This is a genomic window from Litchfieldia alkalitelluris (assembly GCF_002153425.1).
GTDB lineage: Bacteria > Bacillota > Bacilli > Bacillales > Salisediminibacteriaceae > Evansella > Evansella alkalicola.
Window position 1 is genome coordinate 2,265,280 of record NZ_KZ119600.1, and the last position, 21,016, is coordinate 2,286,295.

Below are 21,016 nucleotides of genomic sequence, written 5' to 3' on the forward strand. Positions count from 1 at the left end.
GAAGGGAAAGGAGACATGTTTATGTATTCTTCAATGAATCAATCTATGAATGGAGATATGAGTCAATTTATAACGGACTTACAAAATGCCATTGATGGTGAATATAGTGCAATACAATGCTATGAAAAAATGGCTAAGCAGGCTTCGAACAAAAAAGAAATGGAGCAAATACTCGAAATACGTGAAGATGAGTTGAAGCATTACGAACAATTTTCACAAATATTTACTGCGTTGACTGGTCATCAATATACTCCAGAGTTGTTGGAAACATGCCCTGATAATTATAGGATTGCATTACTTAAGGCATTTGAAAGTGAACAAAAGTCAACAGATTTCTATTTGGATCTATCCGATAAAGCTCCACAAGCTTATATGAGAAGGATATTTCGAAGGGCCGCTGCAGATGAGCAACAACACGCAGTATGGTTTCTGTCCTATTTAACAATTCGATAGATATATTTAAGAAACAAAGGCATAGAGAACACATTCTCCACGCCTTTGTTTCTTTTGGTTACTAAGTATAGCTGTTTTCTAATTCATCAATTAATGATCCTACATAAGCGACAGCTTCTCGAATTGTATCTGGGTTAGACATATCGACTCCTGCATGGTTCATTAGTTCAAGGGGCTCCATCGTACCACCAGCCTTTAACACTTCTAACCAACGGTCAACGACAGGCTGACCTTCCTCTTTTATTCGTTTAGCCACTGCTGTAGAGGCAGTTAGTCCTGCAGAGTAAGTGTACGGGTATAACCCCATGTAGTAATGTGGTTGTCTCATCCACGTGAGTCCCGCTGCCTCATCCAATTCAACAGCATCACCCCAGAATCCAGATAAAACGTCACGTTTTAATCCAGTTAAAACAGATGCAGTTAGGGGTTTTCCTTCTTCAGCATGGGAATAAACTCTTCTTTGAAATTCCCCTTCAAGTAAATGAGTTACAAAGTTATGATAATAAGTCCCAAGTAGTTGAAGGATCACCCAACGTTTCATTTGATTGCTATTTGATTTTTCCATTAAATGGTTGGCCAGTAACAACTCATTTATTGTTGAGGGAGCTTCAATAAAGTAAAGTGATGGTCTAGTATCCGCGATACGCTGATGTTTGTTTGCAAGGTAGAAGTGACCAGCATGTCCTAGTTCGTGTGCGAGTATAAAAGCACCTCTCATAGTATCTTTCCATGTCATTAGGATATAGGGGTGTGAGCCATATGGACTTGAACAAAAAGCTCCTGTCATTTTACCAATATTATCAGCTCGATCTACCCATCTTTCAGATAATCCCTTTTTTATCATCTCTGTATATTCAGTTCCCATTACACCGAGAGCCTCAATAATTATTTCAGACACTTTTTCATAAGTTGTTTCAGGTTGAAACTCAGGATCTAATGGAGCTTTTAGATCACAAAACTTCATTGTATCTAGACCTAATAATCGTTTTTTCAGCTTGACAAATTTTTGCATGTGCGGTGCCAACTCATTATAAATAATATCTAACTGATTTTCGTACATTTGCTTGTTGACCTTTTGTGGGTGTAAAAGCATATCTGTAGCTGACTCATAATTTCTTAATTTAGCCATAGTAACTTGCTTCTTCACTTCAGTTGCATATACAGTTGCATATGTATTTTCGTATTTTTTTAATGTGTTTACAAACGAATGATACGCATTCCTTCGTTCACGAGTGTTTGGTGAGATTTCATACTGATCTTCAAATTTGGCGAATGAAAGGGGAGTCTTTTGCCCTTTATCATCTAAAAATACATCAAAGGTCATGTCAGATGATTTACTTGCTGAATAAATTTTGTATGGTGCACCATGAAGTTCGCCAAGAGCTGCAAGTGCTTCTTCAGTTTCTGCAGATAAAGAATGAGCTTTTTTAGCTAAAATATCGTTAATAGGGATTTGATAATTCTTAAGTTCAGGTAATTCTGCAAAGTATTCTTTTATTTTGTCCTTTGATAAAGTTAGTACTTCCGACTCAATAAAAGAAGTAGCACTATTTAATTTTGTTACTACAGACATCATTAGGGCGTAGTTTTTTTGTGAATCTGGATTCGTGCCGTCTTCAGCCATTTTTAAGTTTGCATAAGTGGCAACAAGTACAACCCTTTCTTTCAACTTTTCTTGTGCCTCAAAACATTTAAATAAGTTTTCAGCACTTTCATGGAAAGTTCCTTTATATTCAACAACACTGGTTATTGAATTTTCGATTGATTCTAATTCTGTCATCCAGTCTTGGACTGTCGTAAATAAATCCTCAATTTTCCAAGTTTCTTCTTTAGGTATATCTTGTCTTTTTGTTAGACCACTAGGCATCGTATCATCTCCCTTATTTTAATATTTCGTAATACGAATTATATTACATTATACTATAAATTTTCCTGTATGCATCCCGAAATAAAAGTTTTTTCTAAATGTTTCAATAACGAGTAGTGGGATACTAGACTCCTGCGGGATGGAAGGCAGGGGAAACCGAGTAGGTTGTAGTGAGTTCAATTACAATTAAAAATAAATAAAGGATATCCATGTAAAAAGGATGGAGTCACATTTTTAAAGTGAGTCCATCCTCTATATAACGCATATAATATTAGTTTTGCTTTGTTTATATGAAAAACAATGCTCCAAGAATACCAACTAGTCCAATGATTGCTAAAACATAAACTGGTTTTATAGGCATCTCTCCGTTGTTTTCCATCGCTCTACCAAACATAAAGAACACAACTGGGTGAACAAGGAAAGGCATAGAGAAGATAAATGGAATCAATAAGGCAGCATTTGCTCCAAACATTCCTTCCTGAATCGCTGCAAATAAACCAAAGTGAGAAATACCACTAGCTTGAGCCATTGCTGCGAAATCCATTTGGATAGCTCCTAAAGAAAGTAATGTTAATCCTCCGAACACAGCCGTTAATTGCCAGCCAAAGGAAAACTGAATGAGAGCATTAACTTCTTTTCGATCTTCATTATTTGCTTTCCTAAGATTTTTTAAGGAAAGCACAGTTAAAAAGATCCCAATTGCTACAATAATGAGAGAGGGCACCATCCAAAGACTTTCCCGTTCAGCACTAATTGCTAAAATTGAAAATACAAAAACATGCCCAAAGAATGGGATGTTAATCATAATTGGTGCACGTTGTGCAGCTATTTTCCCGAAGTCACCAGCTGTACATGCCCCTGTTAGACCGGAGTGAGACAATGCCCCAGCCATACCAGGCGCTAGATTCCTTGCATTTGCAGTTCTTGCAAAGAACATGATTAATGCAATTCCACCAAACATCCAGAAAAGCTGGCCAAAGAAACCATATGCAATGACAGAATTCATCCCTTCAACCGAAAAAGCTTCTCCGATACGAGATCCACCTACCATAAAGTTTGCTGCAAGTACTACAGGGATACCAGCAAAGAGTAATGCTCTTACTGTAGGGCCGAACGACCATTTATAAAATAATGCACCTAAAGCAGCAGAAATCATCATAGCAAAGAAAATTTGTGGTAAAGCAATGATGGCTTGAACTGCAGTTGCGATATGAAATGATAAGAATAACACAGCTACAATTATCGCTATTTCTAGCAGTCCTTTTCTTATATAGAGATGTTTATTTTTAATTTTTGCCTTGTTATCAATAAAAACAATTGCTCCAACTAATCCAATATACGCAATTAAGGGATAATATCCGCTCAATAAGGTATTTGAATTGTTAAGCAATATTCTCATTACCCCCTCAATTCCTAACAAAATAAAGAAAGAACGGATAATAAAAATAAATTGTGTGCTGCTTGTACCTAGTACCAGTTCTTCATCTGATGGAACCATTAAATCGTCAGTATCGAGACTTTTGTTCCCAAAAATCTTTCTCAACTCTTGTCCACCAACAAAGAATGTCACTGTTAACGCAATGATTGTAGTATTAGCCATTAAGTTCACGAATGGGAACTCTACTAGACCTGGTGTCGCTACATCACTCATTACTAAAATATAACCCATTGCCAATCCAAAGATAACGATGATAAGGATTGGTGAATACCTAGTTCCTGCAACTACAGTTCTAGCAATCAAAACCATAGGAACTAAAAAGAATAGTAAAATCCAAAACTGATTTAATAACTGTAAGTGCGTAATTTGTTCAATTACATGATTAATATCCATGTTGAAACTCCTTCACAATAAATTTCTCACAATTGTATATATTATCTTAATTGAAGACTAAGGTAAACGACATATTGTACAATTGTTTTACAATTTTTCAACAGTTTTATATATAATAGGTTGAAATTCGTCGAAACCGGCTAATTATTACTATATTTATCATGACCAATCATAGCAATTTAATTAATATGTTGATAAAAGTCTGTTGTGTAATAGTTAACTTACTGAATATAATTAAGCGAATAAAATAAACTATAATAGTATCAATTGGCTTCTAAATAAATAAAATAGGCTCATGCTTATTGACAGTTTGAAACACCCATCATATACTATTAATATTAATTCCGACCAAGAATATAAGAATTATAGATTATCCTTGAATTAGGGGGATTGGATATGGAGCAAGTTCTAATTAAGAAGGTTGAAAAAACATTTGAAAATAAGGAAAAAAAACAATCATTTACTGTTTTTGATGATATAAACTTAACAGTCAATCCTGGTGAATTTTTATCATTACTAGGACCTTCTGGTTGTGGAAAGTCTACATTGTTAAATATTATTGCAGGTCTTGATCAAGCGACGAATGGAGAAGTGTATGTAGGCGAAAAATTAATTAAAACCCCAGGTTCTGACCGAGGTGTAGTTTTCCAAGAAGCAGCACTAATGCCGTGGATGTCAGTGATTGAAAACGTTATGTTTGCACTTCGGAAAAAAATGAAAAAGGAAGAAGCAAAGGAGCATGCAAAGAAATATTTGAAATTAGTTCACTTGAGTAAATTTATGAACTCTTATCCACATGAGCTATCAGGTGGTATGAAGCAAAGGGTATCAATTGCAAGAGCATTAGCTATGGACCCAAAGATATTATTGATGGATGAACCGTTTGGTGCTTTAGATGAACAAACGAGATCAATGCTCCACCGCGAGGTTCAATATATTTGGGAAGAAACTAAAAAAACCATTGTGTTTGTTACACATAATATTAGGGAAGCAATTATGCTCTCGGACCGAATAGTTCTAATGGGAACCCGTCCAGGTGGTATTAGGAAAATTTACGATGTAACCATTCCAAGACCAAGGGTAATTACTTCACCAGAATTTGTGAAATTAGAAGAGGATATTATGTCTATTTTAGGCGGAGAAATTGAGAAAGTGATGAGGGAGGAAATGGGTGATGACTTCAATAGTAAGAAGGCTTCTCTTCTTTACGGTACTAATAACAATATGGGAGACAACATATAGAGTTAACCAAGAGCTGGCTTTCTGGTCTACAAACATGTTTCCGTCGCCATTACTATCTGTAAAACAACTATATACAGGATTTTTTGAGACTGGGATTTTAACAGTTGCATTAACAGAAAGTATGCAGAGAATTGCCATAGGGTTTACATTAGCTGTGATTATCGGTTCTATATTAGGTATATTAATAGGAACTTCCAAGCTTGCTGATGAAACTTTAGGTACATTAGTCATAGCATTACAGTCCGTTCCAAGTATTGTATGGCTGCCACTTGCTCTAGTTATGTTCCATGGTGGAGCCGCTGCTATACTCTTTGTTGTTGTATTAGGTGGTACATGGCCTATGACAATGAATATGAGGATGGGTATAAAAAATGTGCAACCTATATTAATTAGGGCTGCTAGAACGATGGGATATAATCGCACTGAGTTAATTTGGAAAGTAATGATTCCAGCATCTATCCCATCTGCTTTAACTGGGGCAAGACTTGCTTGGGCTTTTGCGTGGCGTGCATTAATGGCTGCAGAGTTAATTGGTCGTGGAGGGCTAGGAAGAACATTAATGGATGCAAGGGACTTCTTTAATATGGAAATGGTTATTGCAATTATGATTATTATTTCAGTAATAGGATTAGTTATGGAATACTTTGTTTTTAGTAAAATTGAGAAGCGTGTGTTATCTAGATGGGGTTTAGCTAAATAATTAATTATAAATAACAACTAAAGGATTACAGGGGAGGATTTCAGAATGAAAAAGCTTCATTATTTATTTCTTACATTAGCAGGATTACTTTTTCTAACTGCTTGCGGAGAAGGTGATCAAGATGGATCTCAAACGACAGGTGATACTGATGGAGAATCGATTGAAGCATCAGGTGATGTTAATATTGGGTATTTCCCAAATTTAGACCATGCAGCAGCAATCGTTGGAAAAGAAAAAGGGTTCTTTGAAGAAGAAATGCAAAACTATGATTTAGAATTCGTAAACTTTCCCAATGGAAATGACTTTATTGAAGCATTGGATGTTGGAAATATTGATTTAGGTTATGTAGGCCCAGGACCTGCTATCAACTACTATTTAGCTGGTGGGGATGTTGTAGTTATAGGTGCAGCAGCCAATGGTGCAACTTTAATAGTTTCCCGTGAAGATTCAGGTATTTATTCATTAGAAGATTTTGATGGTAGTTCATTCTGTACTCCAGGGAATGGTTGTACTCATAATGTTCAGTTAGAAATAATGCTAAATGAACTAGGATTAGTATCTAATCGACTTGGTGGAACAGTAGAACATCAGTCTCGTGTTAATCCAGCGAATATGGTAGCCATGTTTGAACAAGGGCAAATTGATGCTGCTGCGGCACCAGAACCTTGGGGTACTTTATTAGAGGTTGAACACAATGCCAATGTAGTTGCAGAGTGGGATGAAGTATTTTTAGGTGAAGAGCTAGCAAGTGTGGTTATTGTTACAACGAATGAGTTTTTACAAGCTAATCCAGAAGCGGTTGAGCAAGCTCTTAGGGCTCACAAACGTGCTGTAGACTTTGCCCATGAAAATACGAGCGAAACGTTAGAAACAGTAAATGACCTCATTTATAGCCTTTCACAAACACGGTTATCAAATGAAGTTCTAGAAAGAGCGTGGGAGCGTATGGAAGTCACAACTGAGACACATGGTGATGCATTACAAAAATGGGCTACTGCTTCTTATGAATTACAGTTCTTAAATGACGAACCAGACCTTGATGGATTTGTTGATACTTCAATACTAGATAGTATTGTATCTGAATAATATTGTAACCCCCTTAGCCAATGTTTGGCCTAAGGGGGTTTTAATATAGTAGCGTAGACGAGTTTGTGGATTTTCTACTATATGTAACAGAACAATCGCAACATATATAACAGAAAATACATACATAGCTTATACCAGGTTAATCAAGCATAAATTGGATATAAAATCAATACTATAGATACTTGAAATACTTTTTTTCACAAATAGTTCATAATGAAAACGCTATCAATAAAAATGTGAAGAACTTCACAATTTTGACAAACAAATTTAACCATTTTCATACTATAATCGAGTTGTAGGTAAGGAACTTAATATAAAAATAAATTTTAAAAATTTTTTAAGTCATAATGTGAAATTATTCACATATGACGAGGAGGGGTTAACATGGCAGTTGAGGAAAAAGGTATTAAGAAAATGAGCACAGCTATAGAGATGGTAGACGGTCTAGTCCAAAATGCACAAAAAGCTTATAAAGAATTTCTTAACTTCGATCAAGAAAGTATAGACAAGATTGTTAAAGAAATGGCATTAGCTGGATTAGATCAACATATGCCTCTTGCTAAAATGGCTGTAGAAGAAACTAAAAGAGGTGTATACGAGGACAAAATTATAAAAAACATTTTTGCAACAGAATATATTTATAACGCAATTAAATATAACAAAACAGTTGGAATTATCTCAGAGAATGAACATGAAGAGATTATTGAAATTGCTGAGCCAGTTGGAGTAGTTGCAGGTGTAACTCCAGTTACAAATCCAACTTCCACAACAATGTTCAAGATTTTAATAGCAATTAAAACTCGTAATCCAATAATCTTTGCTTTCCACCCATCAGCTCAAAAATGTAGCTCCAATGCAGCTAATATTCTTTATCAAGCAGCGTTGAAAGCTGGGGCACCAGAACATTGTATTCAATGGATTGAAAAGCCATCTATTGAAGGGACACAGCAATTGATGAATCACGAAGGTGTCGCTGTTGTTTTAGCAACTGGTGGAGCAGGAATGGTAAAATCCGCATACTCAACTGGTAAACCAGCACTTGGTGTTGGTCCAGGTAACGTACCATGTTACATTGAAAAAACAGCTATCGTGAAGCAAGCAGTTAATGACCTAATTCTTTCAAAAACTTTTGATAACGGAATGATTTGTGCTTCGGAACAAGCAGTAATTATTGACAAAGAAATTTATAACGAAGCGAAACAAGAGCTTATAAAAAATAACTGTCACTTCTTAACAAAGGACGAAATAAAAAAATTAGAAGGCCTAGCGTTCCCAGGCAACGGTTGTGCAGTAAACGCTGATATCGTTGGTAAATCTGCTTACAATATAGCTAAAATGGCTGGTGTTGAAGTAGACCCTGCTACAAAGATCTTAATAGCTGAACTAAATGGAGTTGGAGAAGCATACCCACTATCTAGAGAAAAATTAAGTCCAGTTCTTGCTTGTTATAAAGTAAATAGTACTGATGAAGGTTTCAAACGTGCGGAAGAAATGCTTGAATTCGGAGGACTTGGTCACTCTGCTGTTATTCACACTTACGATGGAGAAGTTTTACGACAATTTGGCCTTAGAATGAAAGCTGGTAGAATCATTAATAATAGCCCTTCATCACAAGGTGCTATTGGGGATATATATAATGGATATCTACCATCATTAACATTAGGTTGTGGATCTCATGGGAAGAACTCTGTATCTCAAAACGTAGGTACGTTAAATCTAATAAACTATAAAAAGGTAGGAATCAGAAAAAACAATATGCAATGGTTTAAAGTTCCACCAAAAATTTACTTTGAAAAGAACTCAACTCAATATTTAGAAAAAATGCCGAACATCTCTCGAGTATTAATTGTAACTGATCCAATGATGGTTAAAATGGGATACGTTGATAAAATTAAATACTACTTGAATAAACGTCAAGAGCCAGTACAATTACAAGTATTTTCCGATGTAGAACCAGACCCATCTATTGAAACTGTAATGGCTGGTGCTGAAATGATGAAAAGTTTCGAGCCAGACGCGATCATCGCCCTTGGTGGAGGATCTCCAATGGACGCTGCTAAAGGAATGTGGTTATTCTACGAGCACCCAGAGGTGGACTTCCATGGTATTAAACAAAAATTCTTAGACATTCGTAAGCGTGTGTTTAAATATCCTAAACTAGGAATGAAAGCTCAGTTTATCGCAATACCTACTACATCTGGTACTGGATCAGAAGTAACTTCTTTCTCTGTTATTACTGATAAATCTAATAATGTGAAATATCCATTAGCAGATTATGAGTTGACGCCAGACGTTGCAATCGTAGACCCAACATTTGTAAAATCTGTTCCAAAATCTGTTACAGCTGACACAGGTATGGACGTATTAACACATGCGATTGAGGCTTATGTATCTGTTATGGCAAATGATTATACAGACGGATTAGCAATGAAAGCAATTCAACTTGTGTTTGAATATTTACCAAAAGCTTATGAAAACGGTAATAACGAGCTTGCACGTGAAAAAATGCATAATGCATCAACGATTGCAGGTATGGCCTTTGCTAATGCATTCTTAGGTATTAATCACAGCTTAGCTCACAAGATGGGTGCAGAATTCCATATTGCACATGGCCGTGCTAACACAATTCTTATGCCGCACGTTATTCGTTACAATGCAACTCGTCCTACTAAATTCACTGCTTTCCCTAAATATGGGCACTTCAAAGCAGATGAGAGATATGCAGAGATTGCTAAAATGCTAGGATTACCAGCTAGTACTACAGAAGAAGGTGTAGAAAGCCTTGCACAAGCTGTCACTAAACTTGCTAAGCAACTTGATATACCAATGAGCATTGCTGCATGTGGTGTAACTAAAAAAGAGTTTGAAGATAGAGTTGATTATTTAGCAGATAAGGCATTTGAAGACCAATGTACTACTGCAAATCCTAAATTACCATTAGTAACTGAATTAGCAGAGATTTACCGTCAAGCATACAAAGGAGTTTAATGAAAAAAAGTCTAGGACTAAATGTTAAGTAGTTCCGTTTAGAGGGAGAAAACTAAAAATGGTACAGCAAAACCGAGACCTTTTCACTATGTGAAATTGTCTCGGTTTTTATTATAAATTAATACTATGAAAAATGTTCTTAAACTCCCTCATTTTAATACTGCGGTGGGGGGGATGATTTATTGAGGGGAGGTAGTGAAATTTTGAAATAAGCGGAGTATTTCCGCTTATGCTCTAGAATTGCGGTTGGTTCGTGTTAAATAAACGGAGTTTTTCCCTTTAAGCAAAGTAAAATGGCTTATTTTCACGACTTTTTAATAAATAGCCAGAATTTCTCCTTCTATTCCAGTGATTATAAATAAGCGGAATTTCGAGACTGTCGATTTATTGTAGTTTATTTCACTTCTATCCCTTATTTCACAAACTTCTTGGCTTTTATTGAGTTTTTTCACAAAGTTTCACTATTTTAATGCTTTCTGCCCTTTTTAAGGCCTTCGATATTGTCCTAATTTACCTAATTTGGGCAGACGGGGGCCTTTATCCGATTTTCGCATTTTTTATAACGGTAAAAAGGCTTTATAGGTTCAGCTAATTTCTTCACTATTATTTTCAAGTTGATAACCATTGCCGTCAATTTAGATGTTATCCTTAATGATTCTCTCCCTCTTGTTCTTGGTTTCCTGAGTCCATGATGGTTGGCTGCTTCATTATTCGTTCTTTCCACATCGTACCGATCCCTTAATGCATCTTTTCCAACTTCAGTTAAATTATAGGATTTTCCTTGTTCCATTATTTCATAGTAATCACTGATAAAAACGGTACGACCTTTTTCATTGGTTGTACATTGTTCAAATAGTGGACAAACTTGACAAGTTTTCGCTTCGAATTTGAATTGATTCCCTTGATTTACGTTATTTCGCACTTTCTTAGAAGTCGAATACCCTTGAGGACAGATGACCTCATCCAAATTGGCATCATAAACAAACCAATCGCTTTCTAATAACCCCGTTGGATTTTTATATTTTTGTATAGGAGCTGTCATTAAAATTTTCATTCCTTGTATTTTCTGACGATTTTCACCTGTGCCATAGGCCGTATCACCTATGAGCTGTTTCGGTGCAATTCCGTAACTACCTATCATTTCTTTCACCATTGGACCAAGACGCTCTCCGTCCCACTCATTGCCTGGAATGGGTTCAATATTCAAGACTAATCCGTTCTCCCTCGACTCTAAGACTTGGATTTTATCTCCGGTAAACTTCAAGGATTTCGATTTATATCCACTCCGAATTTCTGGATCATAGGCACTTCGAATTCGATCTTTTGGTTTTTCTTTTTTTGATAATTCTTGGTACTGGGGTTGTCCCTGTTCGGCCCCTTCGTGCTTATCCTGATCAATTGATTTAGTGTTTTCCTGTAAAATTTGATAGAGAATGGCTTGAAGTTCCAAACAACGAAGTTGTTGTTTTGATTTCTTCCATGTCCAGAATATAGGTTTTACTTTTTCATTTTCTAGCCAATGTAACAGGCTATAGGCTTCCACCACCAGGCGACTAAATAATACCAATCGTCGCTTTTCAGGTATTTGATCCGAGAGTGGCTTCATAAAGCTTTTGAGTGCACAATCCTTTTGAAGATAGGTATACAGCTTTGGATATGTACGTTCGATGTGATGAATAATTTGAAGGATTCCTTGTTGGATTAAGCGATACGACCCTACTTTGGCAATGTTAGCATACGTATGAAAGGAATCAATAAGCCAACGATCATCTTCTTTCCCCCACAGCCCTTTGTCTAAAGCTTGGGAAAGAATGTGGTGGTGACACGCATCAAATAGGGCAGAACCCATGCGATCTCGATCGAGCCCTAAGGTACTATGGTCGAAACCGTTAAAAGCAACGGGCACTCCCAAAAAACGTTTTATATGTAGATGATAAAGAATGGCCACTTCCATTTCACGATCAGAGTAATTGTGATAGCGTTGAGCAAAATGAATCTTTAATTTAAGAGAAGGAGCATAAGGACGTTGTCCTTTAGAGGAATACAAGGATGCACAGAGTTCATCTGCAAAGGAAAAGTCAATCACTTGTTCTACTCGGCTCCAGAAAGGATGGGAAGGGACTGAAGAGAAAACTTCATAATCTGCGAAAGACAACTGACCAAATGTTTTATATTGAATATGAGCCATCACGATCACTCCATATATAAGATTTGTCTTAATTTTACCTTAGATATGGAGGAAAGTGATGAGTTAATGAAAAAAGTATGTGAAATAGGAGATTATTATGAGTTAATCGACAGTCTCATTTCTCCACTTATTTACGCAACTCATTTCTGGTTACTCAAGTTCAACCTAATTCAACTCTATTTTAGATAGGCAAATAGTAGTTACTTTAACATACAAAATAATTATTGAATAATGAGTATTAGTCTGTTGTTTTTTAGTGCGATATTTCGGAGTTCAATTAGAGACTAAATTAAGGGAAAACCTTGTTATATCAATAAAAATTCCTAGTATAATTAGCTATCTATTTGGACTAGGAATTAAGGTTATATTTGTATTTTTCTCCTCACGAACATAACTACTTAAATAAAGGTCCTAGACTCTTTTTCAATGTGAAGCCTTATAATCACCATACAATTAAGTAATTGCCTCAAAGATTGTCCTTCAGTTATTATTTAAATTAACCCTAAAGAGTAAATGAAATTGATAAGGAGAGAAGATCATGACTGCAATGTATTTCTTTGGAGGAATGCTAGTCATTCTTCAGCTCATAATCGCCTATTCAGCGCATGTGAATAGGAAATCTAATACAAAGACTAAATATATTTTTTCGTATGTACAATTATGTATAGGAATTTTTTTAGTTCCTGTTAGTTCAATCTTCAGTCAATGGGGGCAAATATTACTTGCCAGTGTTGGGGTTACCATGATTCTTACATCCCTATTAGTAATTCCTTTGATTACTATAATATTTAACAGTACTAGTTTTGAGAGGAAAGCAAGATCAAAGATATAATCTTAAAAAACACTCACCCAAACAGGATCATATATATCCTTATGGGTGAGTGTTTTTAATTCGTAAATTGAAAGAGGCAAAGTTTCAAATATTAAACAGCAGGTCTCCAATATATTTCTCCGTATTTTTCATTTTCTAATAGGGAAACTTGGAAATTGTGCTTTTTATAGAAATGAACTAGTCGATCAAGATGTTCCCAATCCCTTTCCACTATGTCTCCTTTAATTATATTGACATTTTGCTCTAAAGCATGCTCCTTTAAAAACTTCATACATACAGAGCCATATCCACGATTCTCTACACCACGTATATCATCAATATGAATCATATGATTATCTTTATATTGAGCATGAATGGAAAAATCCCATGTTCCACGATAAGGGGTGTCGCAATCATGAAGCATGATTCTACAAACATTTCCATCATCCATACTGTACACGATGACCCATTTATCCTCTTTCGTAAGTTCAATACCAAGTATTTGGTTACGTTTAGCAATTTCCTTCATATTCTCTTTCATTCGGAAAATTTGAAACTCTAATTCTTCAAATTCTTCAATTATCTTTTCTTTCTTTTTGTCTTCCTTCCTTTCGAAAGCAGACATCTCAGAAAGCATAAAACTCCCTCCCATTAATACCTATTCTTTATGTTTACGTTCACTCATACAATTAAAGTATTTTACTAAATATTACTAAGTTTTTCAAGGTATATATACTATATTTTTCGGTGAAAAAGATGTGATAAAAATCTTATGAAATATTGGGTTTAAATTATATGTAATAAGTAAATATAGGTAGGTAAGGAATAAACTAAAGGACAAGGGAGGAGTTAGTCATGTCTGAGAAGATTTTAACTACAAAAGCAACTGTAAAAGGTGGACGTGAAGGTCATGTGAAATCTGATAATGGTGTGATTGATCTTGATCTATCTATGCCAAAGGGAAGTGAAATACCACCTGACACAACTAATCCAGAACAGTTGTTTGCTGCTGGATACGCAGCGTGTTATGATGGAGCATTAAACCTAATGGCCTCTAGATCAAAAAAGACAATAGATTCAACAATAGAAGCTGAGGTGAGTTTATTAAAAGATGAAAGTGATGGTGGATTTAAAATAGGAGTTACTTTACATGTAAATATAAGTGGAGTATCTCAAGCAGAAGGCGAAGAGCTTGCTCAAAAAGCACATGAGTTCTGTCCATATTCTAAAGCAACAAAAGGTAACATAGATGTTAATTTGGAAGTGCATGCAAGCTAATTAAATAACAAACTTAACTACCGTAGCATTATGCGGTAGTTTTTTCTATATAAATTGGTAAGTTGAAAAAGAAGGGAAATCAAAGCATTTTTATTGATTAATATTTAAATTCGTGCAATAATTCATACTAAACACATATGAATAATTATATACCTATTTTTTTGTTGGAAAGAGAGGTTGATATTTATGAAGGGAATTCCCGTAACTTTAGTGAAGGCTAATCAATTAATGTTAGTGTTGTTAACTTTAACTTCTATACTTTTTCAAAATATTTATATTGTTATGTTTACCTTTGGTTTAATAGTGTTATCACTTATTTTTGGACCGCGTGCTAATGTTGCTATGCAGATTGCCAAATGGGTAATAAAAGACCTTAAGAATGATGAGACAGAAGCTGTTGTATTATTAAGATTTAATCAGATTATTGCATCGTCTCTTCTATTCATTGCAATAATTACTTTTTTGATTACGCAGCATTGGATAGCTTGGGTGTTCGTCGGCATGGTGACTGTAGCAGCTAGTATCGCTCTCGCGGGCTTTTGTATAGGGTGTTTTTTATATTATCAATATAAAAGACTTCTATATAAATCCTCACAAAGTTAAATAAAAGCATCCTCACTAAAATAACTGTGGGGATGCTATTTTTAATACCGTTGAGATTCCGCCAAGTCTTTTCGAACATCGCTCTCCAAGTTATGATATAGAAAGAGGTGATTAAAATGAGTAGAACCTTTTGAGTTTTATCTGAAAATGGGTTTCTCCATTGCGGGAGTTCTTCCTGATGCTAACGGAAGAGGAAAACCAGATATATTTCTTGCGAAAAAAGTGTGATTGATGTCTTTACATACGAATAATTATTTTAATTCATAAAATGACTAAAAAGTTTAGAAATCCATACATGCTTTCCATCAGATATAACAAACTAAATGAAGAACTACAATGTTATTAAATTCATGATGGAGGTTAAATGTATGATTAGAAAATTATTACTTTCAACATTAATGATGTTACTTATTTTTCCAATGATGGCTGGAGCTCAAGAAATCAAATTTTTTGATGATCCGCCGTTTGAGCATTACAAAGTATCTCCAGGTGATTCCTTTTGGTTTATTGGTCAACGATATAATGTAGATTATAAGAGATTGATGCAACTAAACCCTGACATTGACCCATTAAATATGCAGGTTGGTGAAGTGATCCGTCTTAAGGAAGCGGCTGAGCATCATTCTCAGTTTGAAGAACAAGTAGTTTCTCTTGTAAACCAACAACGGCGACAAAATGGGTTGCAACCTTTACAGCACCGCGCTGATTTGAAAAATGTTGCACATAAGAAGGCAGAAGATATGATCAATTCAAATTACTTCTCACATAACAGCCCTAACTACGGATCACCTTTTGATATGCTTCGAACATATGGAATTAATTACCGTTCTGCTGCTGAAAATATTGCAAAGGGACAGACTACTCCTGAACAAGTTATGAATTCCTGGATGAATTCTCCTGGACATCGTCGAAATATATTAAATGGTGACTTTGATACAATTGGTGTTGGATTTTATCGTGGTGCATGGGTTCAATTGTTTATACGCGCTAGATAAATGAAATACTTTATATTTGTAAGGATTGGGTAAATTCCCAGTCCTTTTTAGTTTTTACAGTTATCATATTAATTAAGGAAGAGACAGGCTTACCTTAAACTTAAAATCAAAGGTGTCAATGATCAACATTATCCATTAACAGAGCCACTATAAAAAAACATGCGATTAATTTAATCACATGTTTAGAACTGAAGTATATAATTTAACACCGTTTGGGACCCAACCACTCACATATCAGAATGTAGTGATCACTATTTTATACAGTTACATTTCCCTAGAAAACCTTGGGCTACTTTTACACTCAAGTGTATGTGTGTCGCTTCCATCATTTTACATTTCCCGATTATCATAGTAGGAGTAGCTAATACATACTAAGAGGGAATCTAAATTAATACTTCTAAAAAAATTCGTTTAATATTCGGAAACAACTTCATGGTTGAGCCTCAAACGGTGTTAAATAATTCTTGTTTTCTTTATCTATCCTTTACCCATAATCCTGAATAATATTGTGAACAGATTGTGACAACTTGTTATTATTCAATATTTATATAAATGGTGTCTATGGCGTTGTAACCATAACCTTTTTGATTCCAATATGCTCTAAATGGCTGTGTAGAACCAGTACTATCAGTTGCTTTTGCCCGAATGGAGTAGTGACCTTTATGTTTAACCTTCCACTTATAGCTCCAAGGTGTCCATGTATAGCCTTGACTGTTTTTCTTTAAATCAGCACTAATCCATTCACTATCATTAATACTAACGGCAACTTCTACTATTTTTCCTTTTCCCGACCAAGATATCCCTTTAATTTCATGCTCTCCAACTCCAAGTTTTGAAAAGTTTAATGGTTGTTGAATAGTAGTATTAACATTTACGGTTGTTACTGGAAAGGCATTATCTTTATTGGTTTTATTTGGATAGTAAACATAGTCATCTGTCTGGAAAGGGCCAGAGAAAGGTTTTTCTACGAGGTAAATATTTTTTAACCACTTAACAGAGGCCATTGCATACCATTGAGGCACAATTAATCTTAATGGTCCACCCCGTTTAAAAGATAGGGGACTCCCATTGTATTCATAAGCAATTATGGTATCTGAGTGGAGGGCCTTTGATATGGGAAGACTCCTTATAAATGAGGCATGTTTACCATCTGGCCTTTCACCGAAATCATATCCTTCGAAAACAACTTCTTGGACATTTGATTTTATTCCTGTATATTTAAACAATTCATTTAAGGTAATCCCTCTCCATGTCCCTTGACTAATAGCCCCATTTTCCCACTGTTCGCCGTAAACTCTCGGTTCAAATTTAGACCGTTTATTTCCTGCACATTCAAGCATAACTTTTAATGATTTACTTTTCATTTGTTTAAAATGCTCAAAGTGAAAAACTAGGGGTTTATATACTTCACCGTATATTCGGAGTGAAATTTTACTGTTTAGTGTTGGGTAAGGGAAGTGATTACGTATAAAGAATAAATTTTCTGAAGTAGATAGGCTTTTTAAAAAATGTATTGGTGACTCCTGGACTTCTGGGTCTGTGCTACGCGTAGTCCTAAAAAGTCTATTCTTGTCGTTCATGATGTCCTCCTCAGAATAAACTATTTAATATTTCCCAATGTCTGATGGATTAGGTTCAATTCCGTTTAATCCAGGTACCCAGTTGGCAGGTACGCCTTTGCCAGTACTTTCATTGTATTGTATGCCTTTCACCATTCTTAGTAACTCCTGAGCGTTTCTTCCTATTTCTTTAGGATAAATCATTTTAGATTCAATAATTCCTGTTGGGTTAATGATCAATGTTGCCCTATATGCAGCTCCCGATCCTTCATCCAATACGCGATAGGCTCTACTAATCCAATGGTTACGATCACTCACTAGTGGATATGTAACTCTACTAGCTGCGGCCGATGTTTCAGTAAATACTTTATGGGAGTATACACTATCAGTACTAATTCCAAGAACTTCTGTATTTATGGCGTTAAACTCATGATGATGAGCAGCAACTGCTGCTAGTTCAGTAGGTCATACAAAAGTGAAGTCACTGCCATAAAAAAATAAAATAAGCCATGAACCACGGAATTGATCAAGTCTAATTTTCTTTATACTTCCATTAACATATGATTCTGCTTCAAAAATAGGAGCAATATCACCTAAGGTTGCCTCAAAAGTTCTTGGATACTTCTGTAATTCTTCAACCGTTATTATATTTTTTTCATATCCATGTTTATTCATTACATACACCTCCCATGTTCAATGTTATAACTAATTGATATATATTCCACTTTTAAGGATTATTTACTGATTTTTTCAGGACATCAAGACAAGTTCGTAACATAACGACTTTCACAGCAGCAATACTAAAAAAATATAGTATGATTTTAGACTGTCGTGTAGGGGGTTGAGTTGACTTGGATAAATATAACATTCATATATTTCTTAAAGCCATAAACAATAGGACTACACTGATATTATTACAATATCAGAATTCAAAATTTCGAAAGGAGAATGTAACATGGCAACAAACAACAACAACTCAAACAATCTTGTAGTACCTGGAGTGCAACAAGCACTTGATCAAATGAAATATGAGATTGCACAAGAATTTGGTGTAAACCTTGGGCCAGATTCTCCTGCACGAGCAAACGGGTCAGTAGGTGGCGAGATTACTAAGCGCCTAGTACAACAAGCAGAGCAACAATTCGGTGGACCAAAAGCTTAATATAATGGATATTAGAGTACAAGGGCTTCCTTGTACTCTTTTTATTTAATTCGGGACAAAAGTAGGATATACCGGCGACAAGTAATGACAACATTCTTAAATTCTCCTAAGTATAATTGTAAAAAGAGGAGGGGGACACTAATGGACGAGCCTATTATCATATATGATTTGAAACAGGAATTACATAATCAAGATATCCATTATTTGTTAAAGAGGGAGAATGTAAATATTTGTTTTTTTCGATTTGTTGGCGGGAACCCCAGTGAAACGGATGAAGTTTTTAAGCAACTATACAGGTTAAAAGATAGTAGAACAATTGTCTTTGGAATATTCCGTTTCCCTTTTCGTTTTGAGGGAAAGCAGCGTATGGAAATTGCCATCGATCAATACTTTAAGCTGAAAAAAGTGTGTGATTCCATCATATATTTTTATAGTGATGGAATGATGGAGACTTTAGAAGAAGGAACTTCTATTCGAGACGCAAATATATTATTTGAAGAGTTTGAGAAAGCACCAATCAGGGCAATTGAAGAAATGGTAAAGAATACAGGAGATATAAATATTGATATTAGAGATATACAATCATTTATTAGAAACAAAGATGGAGCTTTATTTGTTAGAACTTTTGAAGGGAATTCCTTCGATGAACCGTTAAAACACTTAATTTCAACACCATATTTATCACAAAACTTTGCTGAGGGTAATCAATTAATGGTAAATATAGGATATACAAATGATGTAGATATGGATGCCTTTCGCCAAATAAATTTACGTATCAATGATCTCTTTCATAAAATGGAGATATTTAAGATTGGAAGCTATTTAATGGACAAGCCCGGGAGAAGACTAAAAATCACTGTTATGGCAAATGGTATAGTAGACCCATTTGAACAAAAAGAGGATACGAAAAACCTCCCATTATATCGATACTGGTTTGCTAATAAATGGAGAAAAGTAACACAGAAGGAAAAACAAAATGATTGGTTTTCTGTAATGAATAAAACTGCAGAAACAATAAAAAAGGACAGGCTCCAATAGTGGGTCTGTCCTTTAAACATATTCTACTTTAACTGCAACTTTACATTAAAAATGTAAAGTACTATAATAAAGTAAGTGTAAAAATATTATTTTTAAGGGGAGAAAAATAGATGGTTAAATCCTTACTTGGCATTCACCATGTTTCAGCGATAACTAAAGATGCAAAAGCTAATTATGACTTTTATACAAAAATACTTGGTCTCCGTCTAGTAAAAAAAACAGTTAATCAAGATGAGACATCTATGTACCATTTATTTTATGCAGATGAGAAGGGAAATCCAGGGACAGATTTAACTTTCTTTGAAATACCTAACGCAGGGAAAACTTTTAAAGGTACAAACAGTATTTCTGGAACTTCGTTAAGAGTGGTGAATGATGAGGCATTAAGATACTGGAAAAAACGTTTTGAAGATTATAATATTGAACATGAAGCTATTACATTCTTAAATAAATGTGCAGTAATTCCTTTCTGTGATCCGGAAGGACAACGGTTATTTATTATTTCAGATGAAAATAACAGTGGAGTGGAAGGTGGAAAACCTTGGACTAATAGCCCTGTACCTGAAAATGTTGGAATCATTGGATTAGGGCCTACCTTTCTAACTGTATCTAGACTTGATCGGACAGAAAGAGTATTAACTGATATATTGGGCTTTAGAAAAACAGAATCATATTTTGCTGAAATAGAAGAAAAAGAGCGTAAAGTAAATGTTTTTGAAACTGGTAAAGGTGGGAATGGTGCAGAAGTCCACGTAATCGAAGTAAAGGATGCTCCTCGCGAACGTCCAGGGAAAGGTAGCGTGCACCATGTGGCATTTCGGGTGGAAAATGAAAAGGAATTACATAAGTGGGTAGAAAAATTAAATAATGCCGGTATAGCTAATTCAGGGTTTGTTGAAAGATATTACTTTAAATCACTTTATTTTCGAGAACCAAACGGGATTCTTTTCGAATTAGCTACTGATGGCCCTGGGTTTGAAACGGACGAGGAATATGAAACCCTCGGAGAGACTTTAGCTCTCCCACCTTATTTAGAGAATAAGCGAGATTCAATTGAAGCTAAACTAAAACCATTGGATACAACTAAAAGCTAAGTTTTAAATAGAGAAGAAGGCTGGGACATAAGTGTTAAACATATAGAACTACTCGAACATTTCACTTCGGAAATACTTCTTTTTCCGCCGCGATTGTTGTTGTTCGAAATTTCTGTTAAAC

Annotated in this window: 18 protein-coding genes and 1 pseudogene; 13 read left to right on the plus strand and 6 right to left on the minus strand. The window is 35.2% G+C overall.

Annotation, left to right across the window (positions count from 1 at the left end; all coding sequences use genetic code 11):
• The first annotated feature begins 21 nt into the window (after positions 1 to 21).
• On the plus strand, positions 22 to 453 hold the full coding sequence (locus BW724_RS10845; protein WP_176371378.1) for a ferritin-like domain-containing protein: 432 nt from the start codon (positions 22 to 24) through the stop codon (positions 451 to 453).
• 61 nt (positions 454 to 514) lie between these two features.
• Here the strand turns inward: BW724_RS10845 and pepF are convergent, their stop codons facing one another.
• Both pepF and BW724_RS10855 read right to left on the minus strand, forming a co-directional pair.
• On the minus strand, positions 515 to 2,320 hold the full coding sequence (gene pepF / locus BW724_RS10850; protein ID WP_088075241.1) for an oligoendopeptidase F: 1,806 nt from the start codon (positions 2,318 to 2,320) through the stop codon (positions 515 to 517).
• Between the two features lie 286 nt (positions 2,321 to 2,606).
• Complete coding sequence (locus tag BW724_RS10855; protein WP_088075242.1) at positions 2,607 to 4,151, minus strand: hypothetical protein; 1,545 nt, start codon at positions 4,149 to 4,151, stop codon at positions 2,607 to 2,609.
• A gap of 396 nt (positions 4,152 to 4,547) precedes the next feature.
• On the opposite strand from BW724_RS10855, the gene BW724_RS10860 reads away from it, so the two are divergent.
• The 4 genes from BW724_RS10860 (at position 4,548) to adhE (ending at position 10,167) form a co-directional block, all read left to right on the plus strand.
• Positions 4,548 to 5,393 carry an ABC transporter ATP-binding protein gene (locus BW724_RS10860; RefSeq protein WP_088075243.1) on the plus strand — a complete coding sequence of 282 codons (846 nt, stop codon included), beginning with the start codon at positions 4,548 to 4,550 and terminating at the stop codon, positions 5,391 to 5,393.
• A complete protein-coding gene (locus BW724_RS10865; RefSeq protein WP_088075244.1) occupies positions 5,326 to 6,093 on the plus strand; it encodes an ABC transporter permease in 768 nt (255 codons plus the stop codon). The genes BW724_RS10860 and BW724_RS10865 overlap by 68 nt, the downstream gene beginning before the upstream one ends.
• Positions 6,094 to 6,138: 45 nt before the next feature.
• Entirely contained in the window at positions 6,139 to 7,179 is a 1,041-nt protein-coding gene (locus BW724_RS10870; RefSeq protein ID WP_088075245.1) for an aliphatic sulfonate ABC transporter substrate-binding protein, read from the plus strand.
• Between the two features lie 384 nt (positions 7,180 to 7,563).
• Positions 7,564 to 10,167 carry a bifunctional acetaldehyde-CoA/alcohol dehydrogenase gene (gene adhE, locus BW724_RS10875; RefSeq protein ID WP_088075246.1) on the plus strand — a complete coding sequence of 868 codons (2,604 nt, stop codon included), beginning with the start codon at positions 7,564 to 7,566 and terminating at the stop codon, positions 10,165 to 10,167.
• A 514-nt stretch (positions 10,168 to 10,681) separates the two neighbouring features.
• Here the strand turns inward: adhE and BW724_RS10880 are convergent.
• Entirely contained in the window at positions 10,682 to 12,355 is a 1,674-nt protein-coding gene (locus BW724_RS10880; RefSeq protein WP_088074408.1) for a transposase, read from the minus strand.
• Positions 12,356 to 12,893: 538 nt separating this feature from the next.
• Here BW724_RS10880 and BW724_RS10885 point away from each other — a divergent pair.
• Complete coding sequence (locus BW724_RS10885; protein WP_088075247.1) at positions 12,894 to 13,187, plus strand: hypothetical protein; 294 nt, start codon at positions 12,894 to 12,896, stop codon at positions 13,185 to 13,187.
• A 91-nt stretch (positions 13,188 to 13,278) separates the two neighbouring features.
• On the opposite strand, the gene BW724_RS10890 is transcribed toward BW724_RS10885, so the two are convergent.
• Positions 13,279 to 13,803, minus strand: coding sequence for a hypothetical protein (locus tag BW724_RS10890; RefSeq protein ID WP_235848948.1), 525 nt, complete (start codon positions 13,801 to 13,803; stop codon positions 13,279 to 13,281).
• Between the two features lie 218 nt (positions 13,804 to 14,021).
• On the opposite strand from BW724_RS10890, the gene BW724_RS10895 reads away from it, so the two are divergent.
• The 4 genes and pseudogenes from BW724_RS10895 to BW724_RS10910 all read left to right on the plus strand — a co-directional run bounded on the left by BW724_RS10895 (position 14,022) and on the right by BW724_RS10910 (position 16,042).
• On the plus strand, positions 14,022 to 14,444 hold the full coding sequence (locus BW724_RS10895) for an organic hydroperoxide resistance protein (protein WP_088075248.1): 423 nt from the start codon (positions 14,022 to 14,024) through the stop codon (positions 14,442 to 14,444).
• Between the two features lie 186 nt (positions 14,445 to 14,630).
• Positions 14,631 to 15,047 (plus strand): DUF4395 domain-containing protein, encoded by a 417-nt coding sequence (locus BW724_RS10900; protein WP_088075249.1) that lies wholly within the window; start codon positions 14,631 to 14,633, stop codon positions 15,045 to 15,047.
• A 126-nt stretch (positions 15,048 to 15,173) separates the two neighbouring features.
• Positions 15,174 to 15,275, plus strand: a pseudogene (locus tag BW724_RS24445) (aminoglycoside N-acetyltransferase AAC(6')-Ia); the annotation flags it as partial.
• A 140-nt stretch (positions 15,276 to 15,415) separates the two neighbouring features.
• Positions 15,416 to 16,042 carry a CAP domain-containing protein gene (locus BW724_RS10910; protein ID WP_088075250.1) on the plus strand — a complete coding sequence of 209 codons (627 nt, stop codon included), beginning with the start codon at positions 15,416 to 15,418 and terminating at the stop codon, positions 16,040 to 16,042.
• A gap of 533 nt (positions 16,043 to 16,575) precedes the next feature.
• Here the strand turns inward: BW724_RS10910 and BW724_RS10915 are convergent.
• Positions 16,576 to 17,622 carry a sulfite oxidase gene (locus BW724_RS10915; protein WP_088075251.1) on the minus strand — a complete coding sequence of 349 codons (1,047 nt, stop codon included), beginning with the start codon at positions 17,620 to 17,622 and terminating at the stop codon, positions 16,576 to 16,578.
• A gap of 24 nt (positions 17,623 to 17,646) precedes the next feature.
• Positions 17,647 to 18,276 (minus strand): peroxiredoxin, encoded by a 630-nt coding sequence (locus tag BW724_RS24075; RefSeq protein WP_088075252.1) that lies wholly within the window; start codon positions 18,274 to 18,276, stop codon positions 17,647 to 17,649.
• A gap of 280 nt (positions 18,277 to 18,556) precedes the next feature.
• Between BW724_RS24075 and BW724_RS10925 the strand changes: the two genes are divergently transcribed.
• The 3 genes from BW724_RS10925 (at position 18,557) to BW724_RS10935 (ending at position 20,895) form a co-directional block, all read left to right on the plus strand.
• On the plus strand, positions 18,557 to 18,763 hold the full coding sequence (locus tag BW724_RS10925) for an alpha/beta-type small acid-soluble spore protein (RefSeq protein WP_088075253.1): 207 nt from the start codon (positions 18,557 to 18,559) through the stop codon (positions 18,761 to 18,763).
• Positions 18,764 to 18,904: 141 nt separating this feature from the next.
• Positions 18,905 to 19,801: an FtsZ/tubulin family protein gene (locus tag BW724_RS10930; RefSeq protein WP_088075254.1), complete on the plus strand. Its 897-nt coding sequence runs from the start codon at positions 18,905 to 18,907 to the stop codon at positions 19,799 to 19,801.
• A 110-nt stretch (positions 19,802 to 19,911) separates the two neighbouring features.
• Positions 19,912 to 20,895 (plus strand): ring-cleaving dioxygenase, encoded by a 984-nt coding sequence (locus tag BW724_RS10935; RefSeq protein WP_088075255.1) that lies wholly within the window; start codon positions 19,912 to 19,914, stop codon positions 20,893 to 20,895.
• Positions 20,896 to 21,016: the final 121 nt, after the last annotated feature.